Below are 17,679 nucleotides of genomic sequence, written 5' to 3'. Positions count from 1 at the left end.
CAATAACTTATGATGCGACCGCTCACAGAATACAGCACCATTACCGTGTTAGGCTTTGGCCTGACAGGGGTGTCCTGTGCGCGTTATTTGCTCACTCAGGGTGTGCGTCCAGTGGTACTTGATTCCCGCACAAATCCGCCTGGCCTGACAGATGCAAAGGATATCGCTGCACAATGTGAGTGTTATTTTGGACCTTTCCAACTTGAGCACTTGTTGCAGTCTGATCTTATTATCGTAAGTCCTGGCATTGACCGTCGCGATGCGAACTTACAAATGGCCGCAGATGCTGGCATTCCCATGATTTCTGATATTGAGCTATTTGCGTGGGTGGTGAGCATTCCCGTAGTAGCTGTAACCGGCTCCAACGGCAAATCAACGGTGACCGAGCTTACCGGTCACATACTGCGTAACTGCGGAATGAAGCCGGCAGTGGCTGGCAACATAGGTGTTCCTGTACTGGATTACCTGACGGATGCTACCGACCACGATTGTTTTGTATTGGAATTATCAAGCTTTCAATTAGAGCTGGTGGAATCCCTTAAGCTGAAAGCCGCGTGTATTTTGAATATTACCGCGGATCATCTGGACCGATACGACGATGAGCGTGCGTACGAGCGCGCCAAACACCGGATTTTCCAACATACCAGTATGTGTATTTGGAATCGCGATGATGTGAAAACCAAGCCAGTATTTCGCCGTAAGGGCATGACCAAGCTCTCCTTTGGTACCTCGGATGCGGCTCAAGGCTTTGGTTTAATCCGCAAACCAGAAGGCTTGTGGATTAGCTGGCAAGATAAAGCGCTACTGAAAGTGGCGAGTTTGCCTATTCAGGGAATGCATAACGTTCTAAATGTTCAGGCAGCGATGGCTTTGGCCTATGGACTGGGTGTTTTGCCCGTAGAAGCGGCACGTGGGGTGAAAGGTTTCAAGGCGCTACCACATCGTTGTGAGCCTGTGTTTGAACACAATGGCACCCGATGGATAGATGACTCTAAAGCGACGAATGCTGGTGCCGCCATTGCTGCTATTGAAGGCTTACGGCCGACCGTGCCTGGTCAACTTATTCTGATCGCCGGTGGCGATGCGAAAGGTGCAGACTTAAGTGTGTTGCGACCCGTATTAGCCCACGTGGATGTGCTTATTACTTTGGGTCGCGATGGTAGCAAAATAGCCGAACTTAAGCCCGGCGCTCGACAAGTACAGAGCTTGAATGAAGCGGTGGCGTATGCGGCGAAGCATTGCAAAAACGACAGCATGGTGTTGTTGTCGCCGGCTTGTGCCAGTTTGGATATGTTCGCGAACTACAAAGAACGCGGTATGAAGTTCCGCGCGGCAGTGGAGGCGTATTATGCGCACAACTGAGCCGCAACTAGAACTTGAGATTCGCACCGGTGAGAGCGTGTGGCAGCGTATTGGCCACGCACTTCAGCGCTCAGCCGGAATGCAGTTTTATGATCGTCATTTGCTCTGGGCGAGCCTTATTTTAATGGCGCTAGGATTAGTGATGGTGGCGTCTGCCTCACTGCCTACAGCCGAGCGATTGACGGGTAACCCGTTTTATTTTGTTACCCGACATAGTTTTTACATGGTGCTAGGTACCCTTGGTGCCTTGTTGGTATTGATGATTCCTGTAGCACGCTGGCAAACCGTCAGTGGTTGGTTATGTTTGCTTGCCATTGGCATGTTAGCGGTGGTGCTGGTGGTGGGACATACGGTGAATGGGGCAACGCGTTGGTTGAAGTTGGGGCCGTTCACCTTGCAGGTTGCAGAATTCGCCAAGTTGTTTTTCGTGATTTATATGGCCAGCTATTTGGATCGGCGCTACGACGAAGTACGCAAGAATTGGAAAGGTTTTATGAAAGCATTGTTGGTGCTAGGGGTGCTTACTGTATTGCTTCTGGCCCAACCTGATTTGGGAACTGTTGTGGTGTTGGCAACGACCGCGATGACAATGCTCTGGCTTGCTGGCGCACGGGCGGTTCAATTCTTCGGGTTGGTGATGACAGTGTTGATCGCCTTTGTGTTGTTAATTGCCGCCGAGCCCTATCGAATGGCGCGGGTGACATCATTTATGAATCCTTGGGACGACCCCTTTAATACCGGGTACCAACTGACCCAATCGTTAATGGCATTTGGTCGGGGGGATTGGTTAGGCCAGGGCCTTGGTAACAGTGTCCAGAAATTACAGTATCTACCAGAAGCGCACACGGACTTTATTCTATCCGTGATTGGAGAAGAACTTGGCTTTGTGGGCGTGTTAGTCACTATCTTGTTAGTGGGCTTTATTGTCTTTAAGGCAATGTGGCTCGGACAGAAAGCCCTGCGTCAGAAACGGCCTTTCAGTGGTTATTTAGCGCAAGGTATTGGTATTTGGTTTAGCTTACAGGCGGCAGTAAATATGGGTGCCGCCTCGGGATTGATTCCGACGAAAGGCTTAACTTTGCCATTTGTGAGTTACGGCGGTTCGAGCCTGCTGGTGATGTGTGCCGCGATGGCCATTCTACTGCGCATCGATTATGAAGTTCGCACTGGCTATCGATTACAGCGTTCAGCCGGTGAAGCTGCACAGCACAAAGGTAAACCACGAACTGCACGAGGAGGTAGCCGATGAGCCGCGTTCTCGTTTCTGCAGGGGGCACTGGAGGTCATGTGTTTCCGGCACTCGCTGTGGCAAAAGCATTGCGTGCCCAAGGCCATGAAGTGTCTTGGTTAGGTACCGCCGATCGCATCGAGTCGCGTGTGGTACCGCAAGAAGGTTTTACCTTCCACGGATTACCTTTGCGACCATTGCGCGGAAAAGGAATCCTAGGTTGGTTGCAAGCGCCATTCAATGTAATTCGTGGGTTACGCGCTTGTGGTCGTGTAATGGCCAAGGAAAAGCCCGATTTATTGATTGGCTTTGGCGGCTATACAGCAGGCCCCGCAGGGGTTGTTGCCAAGTTCAAAGGCATTCCTTTAGTGGTGCATGAACAAAATGCAATTCCAGGCCTGACAAATAAGTTGCTTGCCAAGATAGCAACACGTACCCTGCTCGGCTTTGCCGATGCCAAGGCCTATTTAGGTAACGGGGATGTTACCGGAAACCCGGTGCGAGACGACATCTGTGCGCTCTATTCCACCGATAGCATTACTGTGGAAAGTCCTTTGCGGATTCTCGTGATTGGCGGAAGTTTAGGCGCACAACACTTGAATCAAACGGTACCAGCGGCATTCGCGCAATGGTGCGGTCCAGCAATAAAAATCCGACATCAAGTGGGGGCTGGACGCAGCGCTGAAGTGACCGCCGCCTACACCAACATCGCCGCTAATGTTGATGTGCAGGTGGACGAGTTTATTGATGATATGGCAGCAGCCTACCAAGGTGCTGATCTTGTGATTGGGCGTGCAGGTGCGCTGACCGTTGCTGAGTTAAGTATGGCAGGGAAAGCCGCGATTTTGGTGCCGTACCCCCATGCGGTGGATGATCATCAAACGGCGAATGCGAAGGTGTTAGGGAATCGCGGTGCCGCATTGGTATTGCCGCAGCCAGACTGCACGCCGAAACGGTTGTGTGATGAGTTAAGTGTATTGGCGAATGCCCCTGAACAGATTAAGAAAATGTCGGCGAATGCCCGAAGTGAAGCGCCGATAGCGGCAACGGCGAAGATCGTGGCCCTATGTGAAGCATTAATGGTGGAGAGGAAAGACGTATGACCGTCTCCAGAGAGCAAGCATTTAAAGTGATTAACGTGCCTGAAATGCGTCGGGTGCGGCGTATTCATTTTGTCGGTATCGGTGGTGCAGGTATGGCTGGCATCGCCGAAGTGTTATTGAACCAAGGCTATCAAATCAGTGGTTCAGATATTGCCGAGAACCCGAATACCCAACGCTTGCGCAGTTTAGGGGCCAGCATCCAGTTTGGTCATAACGCGAGCCATGTGGCGACTGCGAGCGTGGTGGTGGTATCGACAGCGATTCGCAAAGATAACCCCGAATTATTAGCGGCTAAAGAAATGTTGATCCCGGTGGTACGCCGCGCCGAAATGTTGGCCGAGCTGATGCGTTTTCGTCACGGCATCGCTGTTGCGGGCACCCATGGCAAAACCACTACGACCAGCTTAATTGCCAGTATTTTTGCCGAAGCCGGTTTGGATCCCACTTTTGTGATTGGTGGATTGTTGAATAGCGCAGGTGCCAACGCGCGCCTAGGTAGTAGTAAGTATCTCATTGCGGAAGCGGACGAAAGCGATGCGTCGTTCTTACATCTGCAACCTATGGTCACCGTGGTCACCAATATTGAAGCAGACCACATGGATACCTACGACGGTGATTTCAGTCGCATGGAAGACACTTTCATTGAGTTTTTGCACAACTTGCCGTTTTACGGTTTGGCCGTGATGTGCGTCGATGATCCGGTGATTGAATCCTTGTTAACTCGGGTCGGACGCCAGATTACCACCTACGGTTTCTCGGAGAATGCTGATGTGCGTGTCACGCAATATCGGCAAACTGGCAACCGCAGTGAGTTTGTAGTGCTGCGCAAAGGGCGCGACCCATTAGCTATTGAACTCAATCTGCCGGGTAAGCATAACGCCTTGAATGCGGCGGCGGCGATTGCAGTAGCCATGGATGATGGCGTTGATGACGATGCCATTGTGTCGGCACTCGCGAAATTTGAAGGAATCGGGCGTCGTTTTCAGCAATTCGGAAGTTTTGCCTGTGACGATGGCGATGTATTGCTAGTGGATGACTACGGTCACCATCCATCAGAGGTGGCAGCGACCATCGCCGCCGTTCGTGAAGGTTGGCCAGAGCGTCGTTTGGTAATGTGTTTTCAACCCCATCGCTATAGCCGAACTCGAGATTTGTACGAAGATTTTGTGGATGTGCTTAGTGGTACAGACACCTTAATTATGTTGGAAGTGTATAGCGCAGGCGAAGAACAAGTCGCTGGTGCCGATAGCCGATCGTTATGTCGCTCAATCCGCCAACGGGGAAAAGTAGATCCCGTGTATGTGAAGGGCGTGGATCAGGTGCCTGCGCGTCTTTCGGAAATCATCCAATCTGGTGATCTTGTGCTCACCCAGGGTGCCGGTAATGTCGGCGGGCTGGCGCGGATGCTAAACGAATTGCAGCTCGATAAAGAACGCATGAAACAACACCCACAGGAAGGAGCGACCTCATGAGTACGCTCGGGAAAGTGGCGGTGTTAATGGGTGGTAGCTCAGCGGAGCGGGAGGTGTCTTTGCGCTCTGGGGCAGCGGTGCTTGCCGCGTTGCAATCATTGAACGTGGATGCGTTTGGCTTTGACCCGAAAGAGCACTCGTTACTCGAGTTGCCTGTTACTGGAGCACAACGCGTATTTAACGTATTGCACGGCGGCGCGGGAGAAGACGGTCGTGTGCAGGCGATTTTGGAATCCCTTGGGCTTCCTTATACCGGCAGCGGCGTTTTGGCATGTGCGTTATCGATGGACAAAGGCAGAACCAAAGCCTTGTGGCGGGGAATGCAGTTACCCACAGCGGCATCAATGAGCGTGCAGAAAAAACAGCTTGCGGCTCTGGATCCCGAGCAATTGCTCGCCGAGCTCGGTGGCAAAGTGATGGTGAAGCCTGCCCATGAAGGCAGCAGCATTGGGATGGGGAAAGCGGAAAGTGGTGAAGAACTCGCATCCGCATTACAGCAAGCCGCTGAGTTCGACGATGAAATTTTAGTGGAGGCGTGGTTAGCAGGTCCTGAATACACAGTGGCAATTTTAGGTGACGAGGCGTTACCCGTGATTCGGGTAAAGACCCCTCATGACTTTTACGATTACGCCGCTAAGTATCAGGACAACACCACCGAGTATTTGTGCCCCGCAGGTTTAACGGAACAGCGCGAAAAAGAGGTGCGTCAGTTAGCGCTTACTGCGTTTCGAGCAACCGGTGCAAAAGGCTGGGGCCGCATCGATTTAATGGAAGACGCTGAGGGAAATCTGCAGCTGCTAGAGTTGAATACAGCGCCTGGCATGACCGAGAAAAGCTTGGTTCCAATGGCGGCAAAGCAGCATGGATTAACGTTCCCGCAATTAGTGGAGCGAGTTCTCGGATATACATTGGGGTGAGTTGGTGATGCGCGAACCCTCGCCAGAGCAGGTAACGGAGCAACGTGAAAAATGGGAATTCATGATTGGTGTCTCCGTGTTTCTGGTGATTGTGTTGGGACTCATTTTTGGCAGTTATCAACTGCTTAAATTTGTCACCGATGCAGAGCAAGTACCTTTGGAAGGATTGATATTGCATGGGGAACGCCAGCACACAACGGATGCAGAAATACGCGAAGCGATCATTGCCGGTGATGTAGGGAGTTTTTTTACCGCCGATGTTGATGAAATTCGCGAGCGAATTGAACACCTGCCTTGGATCTTTTCGGCATCAATTCGCAAAGAATGGCCAGGACGGCTCCGGGTGTATGTGGTTGAGCAACAACCGGTGGCGGTCTGGAACAACGAATACGTGATGAATCAGCAAGGCCAGATATTTCATGCTGATCCACAGATGATTAAAGCGCAGGTTCCGTTTTTATTCGGGCCTGAATCAGCGCATCAAGATGTGCTGGAGCAGTATCGACAAATGAGTAATTTATTGCGCATTGCCGATATGCAGATTACCCGAGTGGAGTTGAGTGAGCGTTACTCACTGCGGGTGTGGCTCGATAACGATATTGAACTTCGTTTAGGCCGAGAAGCGCGCTTAGAGCGGATTCAGCGATTTATGGATCTGTATCCAGTAATACAGAGTGAGAGTACCAAGCCAGTGAAATACGCAGATTTACGTTACGACACTGGCATAGCGATTGGTTGGCGTGACAATAAAGAAGTGAGTAAGCCGTGATCACAAAAAATGAAGACGACAACATGATTGTAAGCCTTGATGTGGGAACCAGTAAGGTCACCGCATTGATTGCCGAAGTTCAGCCCGAAGGGGACATGAACATTATTGGTGTGGGCGTAACGGCAGCTCGGGGCATGGATAAAGGCGGGGTCAATGATTTGAACCTCGTGGTGCAATCAATCCAGCGCGCCATCAATGAAGCGGAACTGATGGCAGACTGCCGGGCATCGTCGGTGTATTTGAATATTTCCGGTCGTCACATTGCCTGCCAGAACGAGAACGGGATGGTGCCGATCAATGATGCTGAAGTAACGCAAGACGATGTGGATAGCGTAATTCACGCAGCAAAATCAGTGCCCATCGCGCAAGAGCGCAAGATTTTGCACGTGTTGCCACAAGAGTTCGTGATTGACTCCCAAGAAAGCATTAAAAGCCCCGTGGGGATGTCCGGTGTGCGTATGGAAGCGCGGGTACACATGATCACCTGTGCCAATGATATGGCACGCAATATTGTGAAAGCGGTTGAGCGTTGCGATTTGAAAGTGGAGAGCTTGGTGTTTTCTGCATTGGCATCGAGCCATGCAGCCCTCACCGACGATGAAAAAGAACTTGGTGTGGCTTTGGTGGATATGGGGGCGGGAACCATTGATATTAGCTTGTTTTCAGGTGGTGTGTTGCGGCATACCGCGGTGATTCCGGTTGCCGGCAATCAGGTGACCAATGATATCGCAAAGATTTTTCGTACACCGTTAAGTCATGCGGAAGAGATTAAGGTGCAGTACGCCTGCGCGTTGCGACAGATGGTGAGCATGGAAGATAACATCGAAGTGCCTTCGGTAGGCGGACGCCCGTCACGTTCCATGTCGCGCCATACCTTGGCCGAAGTTGTGGAGCCGCGCTATCAGGAATTGTTTGAACTGATTCGAGATGAAATCTATGGCAGTGGCCTAGATGAGCAAATTGCGGCCGGTGTTGTACTTACCGGTGGTACCGCCAAGATGGAAGGTGCCGTGGAGTTTGCCGAAGAAATATTTCAAATGCCGGTGCGTTTAGGCGCGCCGCTGCATGTGAAAGGCTTGAGTGATTATGTAAACGACCCGGTGTATTCCACCGGTGTAGGCTTGTTGAAATTTGGTCAAATGGAACTGTTGGAACAGCAAAAAGAAAAACAACGCAGTCACCAGCCCCACTGGTTGCAGCGAATACAGAGCTGGTTCCGCGGAGAATTTTGATTTTTCAATCGTTTACTTTGATTTTTTTGGGGTAACAACAGAAAATACGGGCAAGTGGAGAGGTAATAATTATGAATATCTTTGAAGTAATGGATAACTCAGAACAGGACGCGGTGATTAAAGTCATCGGCGTTGGTGGTGGCGGCGGTAACGCGGTTCAGCACATGGTTGCGCAAAAAATTGAAGGCGTTCAGTTTTTAGCCGCCAATACAGATGCGCAAGCGCTTCGCAAACACGATGCAGATGTACTCATTCAGCTCGGCGGTGAAATCACCAAAGGCTTGGGTGCCGGTGCGAACCCAGAAGTGGGCCGTATCTCTGCAGAAGAGAATCGTGAAGAAATTATGCGCCAACTTGAAGGTGCCGATATGATCTTTATCGCCGCCGGTATGGGTGGTGGTACAGGTACAGGTGCCGCACCAGTGGTTGCAGAAGTCGCCAAAGAGCTGGGTATTTTGACCATTGCGGTGGTGACCAAGCCATTCCCATTTGAAGGGAAGAAGCGGATGGCGGCTGCCGAAGAAGGTATCTCGCAATTGAGTAAGCACGTGGATTCGTTGATCACGATTCCAAATGAAAAGCTGTTGAAGGTACTGGGCAAGGGCACAACATTACTGGACGCGTTCGGCGCAGCCAATAACGTGCTTTTAGGCGCAGTGCAAGGCATCGCAGAACTGATTACACGCCAAGGTTTGATTAACGTCGACTTTGCTGACGTGCAAGCGGTTATGCGCGAGATGGGCACGGCGATGATGGGTACCGGTGTGGCCAGTGGTCCAGACCGTGCACAAGAAGCCGCACAAATGGCCATCAACAGCCCACTCTTGGAAGATATTGATCTGTCCGGTGCTCGCGGTGTGTTAGTGAACGTGACCGCAGGTATGGATATGGGGATCGACGAGTTTGAAACTGTGGGTAGTGTGATTCGCTCGTTTGCGTCTGAAAACGCAACCGTGATCGTCGGGACTGTTATCGATATGGATATGTCTGACGAAATGCGCGTTACTGTTGTTGCAACGGGGATTGGCGCTGAGAAAAAGCCTGATATCTCATTGGTCGAGAAGAAACCAGAGCCTGCAGTTGCACGTCCAAGCGCCGGCGGCGGTTACTCACGTTCTTCAGCGGCGGCAGCACCGAAGTTTGAAGAAGAGATGGATGTTGATGCAGAAGAGCGTCCGGTGCAGAAGAAAGGTGGAGAGCCAGATATTTTGGATATCCCCGCGTTTTTGCGACGCCAAGCAGACTAATCGGGAATATCGATTAGGAAGATTGGATTTGAGCGCTCAATTGGATTGACCAGTGCTTTACCATTTGGTATATTATTTGGCCTTTCTTTCTAGGTCATCGGACCAGATGGAAAACTTAATAACTGTCTGCGCATGGATCGCGTGGTCTACATGACATGTGACTATGGAGGATTCAGAGATGATTAAACAGCGCACCATCAAACAGATGATCGCCACGACCGGTGTTGGCCTGCATAAGGGCAACAAGGTAAACCTCGTGCTGCGTCCGGCTGCTGTGAATACGGGTATTGTATTCCGTCGTACTGATCTGAATCCGCACGTCGATATTAAAGCGACGCCAGAGTTGGTGAAAGACACCCGTATGTGTACGTGTCTGATTAATGATGACAACGTACGAATCTCCACTGTCGAACACCTGCTTGCGGCCATCGCTGGCATGGGGATTGATAACCTCATCGTCGAGGTAGACTCGCATGAAATTCCGATTATGGACGGAAGTTCGCATCCGTTTATCTTCTTATTGCAGTCTGCTGGTGTTGAAGAACAGAATAGCCCTAAGCGCTTTGTCCGCGTGAAGAAGGCCATTCGTGTAGAAGATGGCGATAAATGGGCTGAGTTGTTACCCCACAACGGCTTCAAGATCGATTTCGCCATCGACTTCGAACACCCAGCTATAGCTGACACAAACCAAGTGGTAAGCATGGATTTCAGTAGCCAAAGTTTTATTCGCGACATTAGCCGCGCACGGACTTTTGGCTTTATGAAGGATATCGAGTATCTGCGCGCACATAATTTGGCGCTCGGCGGAAGCTTTGAAAATGCTGTGGTGCTAGATGAGTTCCGGGTATTGAATTCTGATGGCCTTCGTTACGACGACGAATTCGTAAAACACAAAATTCTTGATGCCGTGGGCGACCTTTATATGGGCGGCCACAGTATTTTGGGGCACTTACGTGCTTACAAATCTGGCCATGCATTAAACAATCAACTGTTAGTTGCCTTAATGCAGAATCAAGAAGCGTGGGAGTTCGTAACCTTCGAAGAGAAAACAGCGAAAGCGCCCATCAATTATTTACAGCCTGCTATCGCCTAAATAGAGAAAGGCCGCGTTTAATTCACGCGGCCTTTTTCATTGGCTCAAGGCCGATAAAACGGGCGTTATAAGTGAGGGCGAATCTTCACATCCAGACTACGAACATTTGTGTCTGGTAATTGATTGAATTTCGCCATAATATGAGTTTGCATGAGGCGGATACGGGTAGCCCAGACCCCGCTTCGAGCAACAACAAATAGGGTCTGACCCTGAACCGAGAGACAGCGCGAGTTGGCGTGAAGATCAGCAGGAACTGTTTCTGACCAGAGTGCTTGTAGTCGCTCTTGCACAGATTGTTTCTTTTGTAGTCGAGCAAGTGGACTGTCGTTTAATAACGACTGCACTGTTTTGGGTGGTTTTCGCAACATAATTCGCGCACTAAGTTAGGATATTGCATGAGTTTAGCAATCTTGTACCGTGGTAAAAAGGTACGCTTCAAAATAAGATTCACAAATCGCCGCATACTGTCATTTTTAGGTATCGCTGCGTTTATTGCGATCGCCTACCATCAACCCTGGCAAGATAAAGGTGTGAACGCCTTAATTGCACAAGAACGCATTCAACAACATCAGCGTGATTTGGCGATGCAAAGTGATGCAGTGCAGCAAGTGCGTGCACAAGCGCAGCGTGAACTTACAGCGATGTCCATGAAATTAGGGGATATCCAGGCGCAAATTATGCGCCTAGAAGCGCTAAGCCAACGCCTCGCATCGGCGACCCAATTGGATCAAGGTGAATTTGACTTTAGCCAGCCGATGCCCGTGGGTGGTCCTGATCAACCTATGCTGGAATGGCCGGTTGTGGGTGAACACCAAGTTCTTGCCGATATCGATGCGGTGCTTGAACAGTTAGCGTCACGACAAAAACAACTTCGCCTCCTTGAATCTTTATTATTGAGTCACCATATCGAAGGAGAGCGCTTCATTGCAGGTCGTCCTATTGTTGAAGGTTGGTTGTCCTCTCAGTATGGTGTGCGCAAAGATCCGTTCCATGGTAACCCGACCATGCACCGTGGTATTGATTTCGCGGCGCCAGAAGGCAGCCCAGTCATTGCAACAGGTGCGGGTATTGTTACCTTTGCAGGACGCCGTGCAGGTTACGGCAACCTCGTTGAAATTGACCATGGCGCGGGATTACGTACCCGCTACGGGCATATGAAGTCGATTGATGTGCAAGTAGGGGATGTGGTAACCCGAGGGCAGACCATCGCTCGTGTGGGCAGCGTCGGCCGCTCCACGGGGCCGCACGTGCACTATGAGGTATTGGAAAACGGTCGCCACGTGAATCCATCGTCATTTGTATTTCGGCAAGTGTCGGGCGAGTAGTGTAGAATCCCTTGAATGACTCCGGCACCTTTGGGGTGCCGTTTTATTTTGCGAAATTCTGAATACGCATTTTTACAGGAATCTGAATTCACATGTTAGGTAGTCTTTTTAAACGCATTTTTGGTAGCCGCAACGATCGAATCATCCGCATCGCACGCAAACAAGTCGAGCAAATTAACGCTATGGAGTCGACGTTTGAGAGCTTGAGCGATGAAGAACTGCAAGCCAAAAGTGCCGAACTGAAGCAGCGCGTCGAAGCCGGTGAGAACTTAGATAGCTTGCTCAACGAAGCCTTTGCTGTCGCGCGCGAAGCAAGTAAACGAATCTTTGAAATGCGACCTTTCGATGTGCAGCTGATTGGTGGCATGATTCTGCATCAACACAAAATCTCAGAAATGCGCACCGGTGAAGGTAAAACCCTAACCGCGCTGTTGCCTGCGTATTTGAATGCACTTACCGGTCGCGGTGTGCATATTATTACGGTGAACGATTACCTTGCTCGTCGCGACGCCGATTGGAGCCGTCCCTTCTTTGAGTTTCTAGGTATGACGGTGGGCTGCAATGTGGCAGGCATGCACCCAAAAGAGAAGAAAGAGGCATACAGCTGCGACATTCTCTATGGCACCAATAACGAATTCGGTTTTGACTACCTGCGCGACAATATGGCGTTTACTAAAGACGAGCGGGTTCAGCGTGACCTGCATTATGCTATTGTCGATGAAGTCGATTCAATCCTCATTGATGAAGCGCGGACACCGTTGATTATTTCTGGCCCAACGGATGATTCCTCGGAGCTTTACAAACAGATTAATACCTTGGTTCCTCAGTTAACGCGTCAAGCCAATGAAGATGGCAAAGAAGAGGAAGGCGACGAGGTTGGTGATTTCACCATTGATGAGAAAGCCCGTCAGCTATACCTCACCGAGCACGGGCAAGAGCATATTGAGCAAATTCTGATTGAAAATGGCTTATTGCAAGAAGGCGATTCTCTCTATTCGGCAAGTAACATTGCGTTACTCCATCATGTGAACGCCGCTCTGCGCGCCCATCACTTGTTCCAAAAAGACGTGGACTACATCGTTAAAGATGATCAAATCGTTATTGTTGATGAGCATACTGGCCGTACGATGGAAGGCCGTCGCTGGTCTGAAGGTTTACACCAAGCGGTGGAAGCGAAGGAAGGGGTGAAAATCCAAAACGAGAACCAAACCTTGGCCTCGATTACGTTCCAGAACTATTTCCGTTTGTACGAAAAGTTGGCGGGGATGACAGGTACGGCAGATACCGAAGCGTTTGAATTCCAGTCGATTTATGGTTTAGAAACCGTCGTGGTACCGACGAATAAGCCTATGGTTCGCGAAGACATGCCGGATTTGATCTTCCTCACTGCTGAGGAAAAATACAAAGCCATTGTGGAAGATATCCGCACGCAGCGCGATGCGGGTCGGCCTATTTTGGTGGGTACTAGTTCAATTGAAAGTTCCGAATTGGTGTCGCGTTTTTTGAAGAAAGAAAAAATTAAACACCAAGTTCTGAATGCGAAGTTCCACGAAAAAGAAGCAGAGATTATTGCCCGCGCGGGTATGTCCGGCGCGGTCACCATTGCCACCAACATGGCAGGTCGCGGAACCGACATTATGTTGGGCGGTAACTGGATGATGGAAATCGATGCCCTCGAGAACCCAACTGATGAGCAAATCAAGAAGATCAAAGAAGACTGGCGCACCCGTCACGATGAAGTAGTGGCAGCCGGTGGTTTGCATATCATTGGTACCGAGCGTCATGAATCCCGTCGTATTGATAATCAGTTGCGCGGTCGTTCAGGTCGTCAGGGCGATCCAGGTTCATCACGGTTCTACTTGTCGCTCGACGATAGCTTGATGCGTATCTTTGCGTCGGATCGGATGGGTGCGATGATGAAGCGCTTGGGAATGAAAGATGGTGAAGCCATTGAGCATCCTTGGGTAACAAAAGCAATTGAGAACGCCCAACGCAAAGTTGAAGCCCGTAACTTTGATATCCGTAAGCAATTACTTGAATACGATGATGTGGCCAACGACCAACGTAAAGTGGTCTATGAGCAGCGCAATGAGCTTCTTGAAGGCGACGATATCAAAGAAACTATTGATGTCATTCGTGAAGATGTCGTGAATCGTGTGATCAATGAATATATTCCGCCGCAGTCACTGGAAGAAATGTGGAATGTCGCTGGGCTTGAGGATCGCCTGCGCTCAGATTTCGATTTGGAGTTACCGATTCAACAATGGCTCGACGAAGACGAAAAATTATTTGAAGAGTTACTCCGTGAAAAGATTCTCGAAGAAGTACTAAAAAGCTACCAAGAGAAAGAAGTGCAAGTCGGCGAGAAAGTTCTACGCCACTTTGAAAAAGCAGTGATGCTGCAAAGCTTAGACTCTCATTGGAAAGAGCATTTGGCGGCCATGGATCATCTGCGTCAAGGTATCCATTTACGCGGCTATGCTAACAAGAATCCAAAACAAGAGTATAAGCGTGAGGCCTATAACTTGTTTACCGATATGCTTGAAGCGTTGAAGCTCGAAGTCATTAGTATTCTCAGCAAGGTGAAAGTACGTGCCGAGGAAGATGTGGAGCAAATGGAAGCGAAACGTCGCGAGCAAGAATCGAAAACACCGCGTAGCTTCCAACATGAAAGTGCCTCGAACCCAAGTGCGGAACAAGGCGCGAGTGGTCAGCCTGTGGTGCGCGACGGTGAGAAAGTCGGCCGCAACGATCCTTGCCCTTGCGGTTCCGGCAAGAAGTACAAACATTGCCACGGCAAACTAAACTAAGTTCGCTGATATCCATGAAACATGTCCATGTAGCCGTCGGTGTGATTGAAAACGCCGACGGTGATATTCTGATTAGCCAACGCGCCCAATCACAACATCAAGGCGGCTTCTGGGAGTTTCCCGGGGGTAAAGTCGAAGATGGTGAAAACGTGGTGGTGGCGCTCGTGCGTGAACTGCAAGAAGAGCTTAATCTTCATGTAGGTCATGCTACCCCGATGCTGAAAGTTGCGCATAACTATTCGGATAAGTCGGTGCTGCTAGATGTTTGGCACGTCACCGAGTTTTCAGGAAAAATTCAGGGCAATGAAGGTCAGCCATGGCGTTGGGTAGCACGCCCCGATCTTATAAATTACACCTTTCCACCGGCCAACGGGCCAATTCTTGAAGCGGTACTGAGCTTACCTTCGCGTTCGACTGCAAGGACGTCTGATCCCTCGGCATAGCTCGCCCATGAATTGCCCGCTAGGCTTCCTGTGTCAGGCTTAGGAGGCGGCAAACTTAACAATGAGCTAGATGTTTTCGTCGTCGTTGGCGTGAGGTGGAATATCGTCGCCAGGAATGCGCTTTTCTTCACTTGCCCACTCACCAAGATCAATTAATTTACAGCGTTCACTGCAAAATGGGCGAAACTTGGATGCGGGTTCCCAGCGAACGGGCGTATTGCAGGTGGGACAGGCAACTATAGTGACTTTATTCATAATACAACGGTTACTTTTTAGTTTATTAGTTTAGATTTTAAACTTAGTTGATACGGTTCATGATAAACGAAGCGGATTGGTCGAGTGCACTATACGTGCTCGTTGTTCCCAACGCATGGCGTTGGCTTAGGGTTATCCTTGGCATCGTGCGAGCTGAAAAGGTACCTGTTCATTATAACTGATTCGCTCTTGGCTACCTTGCATACCTTGGCTGTGCATAAAGCGAATGCTAAAGCGTTGACGGTGACCGCTGATTAGTGGAAATACGGGTAACTCAGCAGGAACGCGAATGCGCAGCAAGGATAACTTCTCATCATTGCTTTGCCAACTCCCATTTTCGGCGACCAAGCTTTGAAATTCCGCCTGCTCACGTAACATTTTGAGTTCTACTCGTAAGGCATGTTGCAGCACACTGAGCTGTTCAAACCAAAGCTGTGCTTGTTCACTGCGTGCTTGTGTCGATTGTTGTAACCAAAGTTTGAGTTCGGGAAGTTCGTTATGGCACTGACCACCCATCACCCCCATTCGCTGCCTGACAGTGGCTAAGAACCGGTTCTCGCGCAGCGCATAACCGAACTTGTGACCCTCGCATAATGCCTGCAACACACGTTGTAACTCGCCGTGGATAGCATGCAAGGTGGCTTGGTCTACGGCGGGATGATTGATATAGGCTTGTAAGCGTCCTTCACGGCGCTCCAAGTCTTTGATGAGATCTGCACGCACGTCAGTGCGCTCGAGCAGATCGAGGAGATTAAAGAGTCCACCGAAAAACAACGGATAACGAACGGCATCCACGCCATCTACGCCTGCTTCAATCTGCAAGAGTAAGGCCTCGATACGCAAATAAACCCGTGTTTTCTCATCTAACGGATGTTCGTAGGCGATCCAGTCCATCTTATTCTTATTCCGAAAGTTCTCTTACATGATAGCGATTCATTTCGACTTCGCAAAGCCCAGATATTGTTGGTGGAGGCTAGCCACAAGTTCTACAAGTGCCGAAACTGGCTGGGTATTGTCGATAATGTCGTCGGCCCGCGCCAAGCGAGATTTACGACTTATTTGCGCGGCCATAATGGCCCGAACTTGCGATTCTGGAACATGATCACGGGCGATGGTGCGTTCGACTTGTACAGATTCGGGTACATCAATGACCAACACTCGGTCGCATAGACGATCAAGATTGTTTTCTAGGAGCAAAGGCGCAGAGAGTATAACGTATGGCGAAGTCGCTTGGGCGATTTGCGCAAGTAATTCCTTGCGAATCGCTGGATGCATAATTCCGTTAAGCGTTAATTTGGCGTTTTCATCAGAAAAAATTAGCGCCCGCAATGCCGCGCGATCAAGCTCGCCGTTTGGGTGAAACACGTCTGCCCCAAAGGCTGCACGAATGTCGTGCAATAAGGGGCTGTTCGGCTGAACAACGGCCCGTGCGCACTCATCCGCATCGACGATATCGATGCCTAAGCGCAAAAATTGATTGGTTATCGTCGTTTTACCGGACCCAATTCCGCCGGTAACGCCTACTACGTAAGGTTCACTCACAGATAGAAGCTCCAATACCATTGGTAAATATCTTGACCGAAAAACAAGCTGATGGCTCCTGCGATGGCAAGGAAAGGGCCAAAGGGCATAGGTCGGTCACGCCCATGCTTTTTCGTTGCTAACAACACCATACCATAGAGGGCGCCCACTAATGACGAAAGTAATACAATGAGTGGTAATGCGTGCCATCCGAGCCAAGCCCCGAGTACCGCGAGTAATTTAAAGTCGCCATAACCCATGCCTTCTTTACCCGTGAGCAAACGAAACAGCCAGTACACTGACCACAATACGAGGTACCCCGCGGCGGCACCGATGATGGCGTCAACTGGAGTAACGGGCAGAACAGAAATGCTCAGCAAAAGACCTAACCACAGGAGCGGGAGGGTGAGTTGATCCGGTAACAACATATGTTCTGCGTCGATCAGTGTCAGCAGGAGGAGTACGTACAGTAATATGCCATAGGCTAAGCCGAGGGGGCCGAAGCCAAATACGCCTATTGCCATTACCGCAAGCCCGGCAGTAGCCAATTCGGTGAGCGGGTAACGCACACTGATGTGCGTACCACAAGCGCGACAACGGCCTTTTAGCAGTAAGTAGCTAAGCACGGGAACATTGTCGTACCAACGGATAGGTGTGAGGCAGGACGGGCAATGTGACTTGGGATAGGCTAGGTTATAACGTTCCTTAGTGCTTTCCTCAAGGCCTTGAACGCCTGCGCAATCTTCTTTCCATTGGCGTTCAAGCATGCGCGGTAAGCGTCCGATGACGACATTCCCAAAGCTACCAAAAATAAGGCCGAGCAGCAGCGCGACAATCCAAGTCGCATGTGGGTAATAATCAAAAAATTCCATGGGCGTCCTCGTTATTTTTATTCTAGGGCC

The 17,679-nt window shown here is 50.1% G+C and carries 17 protein-coding genes; 12 read left to right on the top strand and 5 right to left on the bottom strand.

All coding sequences use genetic code 11. The features are described from left to right. The first annotated feature begins 9 nt into the window (after positions 1-9). The 9 genes from murD to lpxC all read left to right on the top strand — a co-directional run bounded on the left by murD (position 10) and on the right by lpxC (position 10,423). Positions 10-1,362: a UDP-N-acetylmuramoyl-L-alanine--D-glutamate ligase gene (murD, locus tag FM042_RS06170; RefSeq protein WP_232366371.1), complete on the top strand. Its 1,353-nt coding sequence runs from the start codon at positions 10-12 to the stop codon at positions 1,360-1,362. Continuing rightward, positions 1,349-2,611 (top strand): cell division protein FtsW, encoded by a 1,263-nt coding sequence (gene ftsW / locus FM042_RS06165; protein ID WP_143235375.1) that lies wholly within the window; start codon positions 1,349-1,351, stop codon positions 2,609-2,611. Before murD ends, ftsW begins: the two co-directional genes overlap by 14 nt. Next, a complete protein-coding gene (gene murG / locus FM042_RS06160) occupies positions 2,608-3,693 on the top strand; it encodes an undecaprenyldiphospho-muramoylpentapeptide beta-N-acetylglucosaminyltransferase (RefSeq protein ID WP_143235372.1) in 1,086 nt (361 codons plus the stop codon). The genes ftsW and murG overlap by 4 nt, the downstream gene beginning before the upstream one ends. Continuing rightward, complete coding sequence (gene murC / locus FM042_RS06155) at positions 3,690-5,165, top strand: UDP-N-acetylmuramate--L-alanine ligase (RefSeq protein ID WP_143235369.1); 1,476 nt, start codon at positions 3,690-3,692, stop codon at positions 5,163-5,165. Before murG ends, murC begins: the two co-directional genes overlap by 4 nt. Then, on the top strand, positions 5,162-6,082 hold the full coding sequence (locus FM042_RS06150; protein WP_143235367.1) for a D-alanine--D-alanine ligase: 921 nt from the start codon (positions 5,162-5,164) through the stop codon (positions 6,080-6,082). Before murC ends, FM042_RS06150 begins: the two co-directional genes overlap by 4 nt. 7 nt (positions 6,083-6,089) lie before the next feature. Beyond that, complete coding sequence (locus FM042_RS06145; protein WP_143235365.1) at positions 6,090-6,851, top strand: cell division protein FtsQ/DivIB; 762 nt, start codon at positions 6,090-6,092, stop codon at positions 6,849-6,851. Positions 6,852-6,874: 23 nt separating this feature from the next. Next, complete coding sequence (gene ftsA, locus FM042_RS06140; protein ID WP_408608849.1) at positions 6,875-8,083, top strand: cell division protein FtsA; 1,209 nt, start codon at positions 6,875-6,877, stop codon at positions 8,081-8,083. 71 nt (positions 8,084-8,154) lie between these two features. Further along, positions 8,155-9,330, top strand: a complete 1,176-nt coding sequence (gene ftsZ, locus FM042_RS06135) for a cell division protein FtsZ (RefSeq protein ID WP_408608843.1) — start codon at positions 8,155-8,157, stop codon at positions 9,328-9,330. Between the two features lie 178 nt (positions 9,331-9,508). Beyond that, positions 9,509-10,423, top strand: a complete 915-nt coding sequence (gene lpxC, locus FM042_RS06130) for a UDP-3-O-acyl-N-acetylglucosamine deacetylase (RefSeq protein ID WP_143235363.1) — start codon at positions 9,509-9,511, stop codon at positions 10,421-10,423. 65 nt (positions 10,424-10,488) lie between these two features. Here the strand turns inward: lpxC and FM042_RS12030 are convergent, their stop codons facing one another. Then, positions 10,489-10,791, bottom strand: coding sequence for a DciA family protein (locus FM042_RS12030; protein WP_143235361.1), 303 nt, complete (start codon positions 10,789-10,791; stop codon positions 10,489-10,491). Between the two features lie 27 nt (positions 10,792-10,818). Here FM042_RS12030 and FM042_RS06120 point away from each other — a divergent pair, with 27 nt between their 5' ends. From FM042_RS06120 to mutT, 3 genes are all read left to right on the top strand, one after another. Continuing rightward, the gene (locus FM042_RS06120; protein WP_143235359.1) at positions 10,819-11,748 is read left to right on the top strand and encodes a M23 family metallopeptidase; all 930 of its coding nucleotides are present in this window, start codon (positions 10,819-10,821) and stop codon (positions 11,746-11,748) included. Between the two features lie 92 nt (positions 11,749-11,840). After that, entirely contained in the window at positions 11,841-14,558 is a 2,718-nt protein-coding gene (secA, locus tag FM042_RS06115; RefSeq protein WP_143235357.1) for a preprotein translocase subunit SecA, read from the top strand. A 14-nt stretch (positions 14,559-14,572) separates the two neighbouring features. After that, positions 14,573-15,001, top strand: coding sequence for an 8-oxo-dGTP diphosphatase MutT (gene mutT, locus FM042_RS06110; RefSeq protein WP_143235355.1), 429 nt, complete (start codon positions 14,573-14,575; stop codon positions 14,999-15,001). Between the two features lie 66 nt (positions 15,002-15,067). Here mutT and yacG read toward each other — a convergent pair whose 3' ends face one another. The 4 genes from yacG to FM042_RS06090 form a co-directional block, all read right to left on the bottom strand. Next, a complete protein-coding gene (gene yacG / locus FM042_RS06105) occupies positions 15,068-15,256 on the bottom strand; it encodes a DNA gyrase inhibitor YacG (RefSeq protein WP_143235352.1) in 189 nt (62 codons plus the stop codon). 132 nt (positions 15,257-15,388) lie between these two features. Then, the gene (locus FM042_RS06100) at positions 15,389-16,150 is read right to left on the bottom strand and encodes a cell division protein ZapD (protein WP_143235350.1); all 762 of its coding nucleotides are present in this window, start codon (positions 16,148-16,150) and stop codon (positions 15,389-15,391) included. A gap of 39 nt (positions 16,151-16,189) precedes the next feature. Further along, positions 16,190-16,798, bottom strand: coding sequence for a dephospho-CoA kinase (gene coaE / locus FM042_RS06095; RefSeq protein ID WP_408608842.1), 609 nt, complete (start codon positions 16,796-16,798; stop codon positions 16,190-16,192). Further along, a complete protein-coding gene (locus FM042_RS06090) occupies positions 16,795-17,649 on the bottom strand; it encodes a prepilin peptidase (protein ID WP_143235346.1) in 855 nt (284 codons plus the stop codon). The genes coaE and FM042_RS06090 overlap by 4 nt, the downstream gene beginning before the upstream one ends. Between the last annotated feature and the right edge of the window lie 30 nt (positions 17,650-17,679).

The sequence above is a fragment of the Aliidiomarina halalkaliphila genome, assembly GCF_007096385.1.
In the GTDB taxonomy this organism is placed as follows: Bacteria; Pseudomonadota; Gammaproteobacteria; order Enterobacterales; family Alteromonadaceae; genus Aliidiomarina; species Aliidiomarina halalkaliphila.
This window is presented reverse-complemented; position numbering and strand designations above follow the sequence as displayed.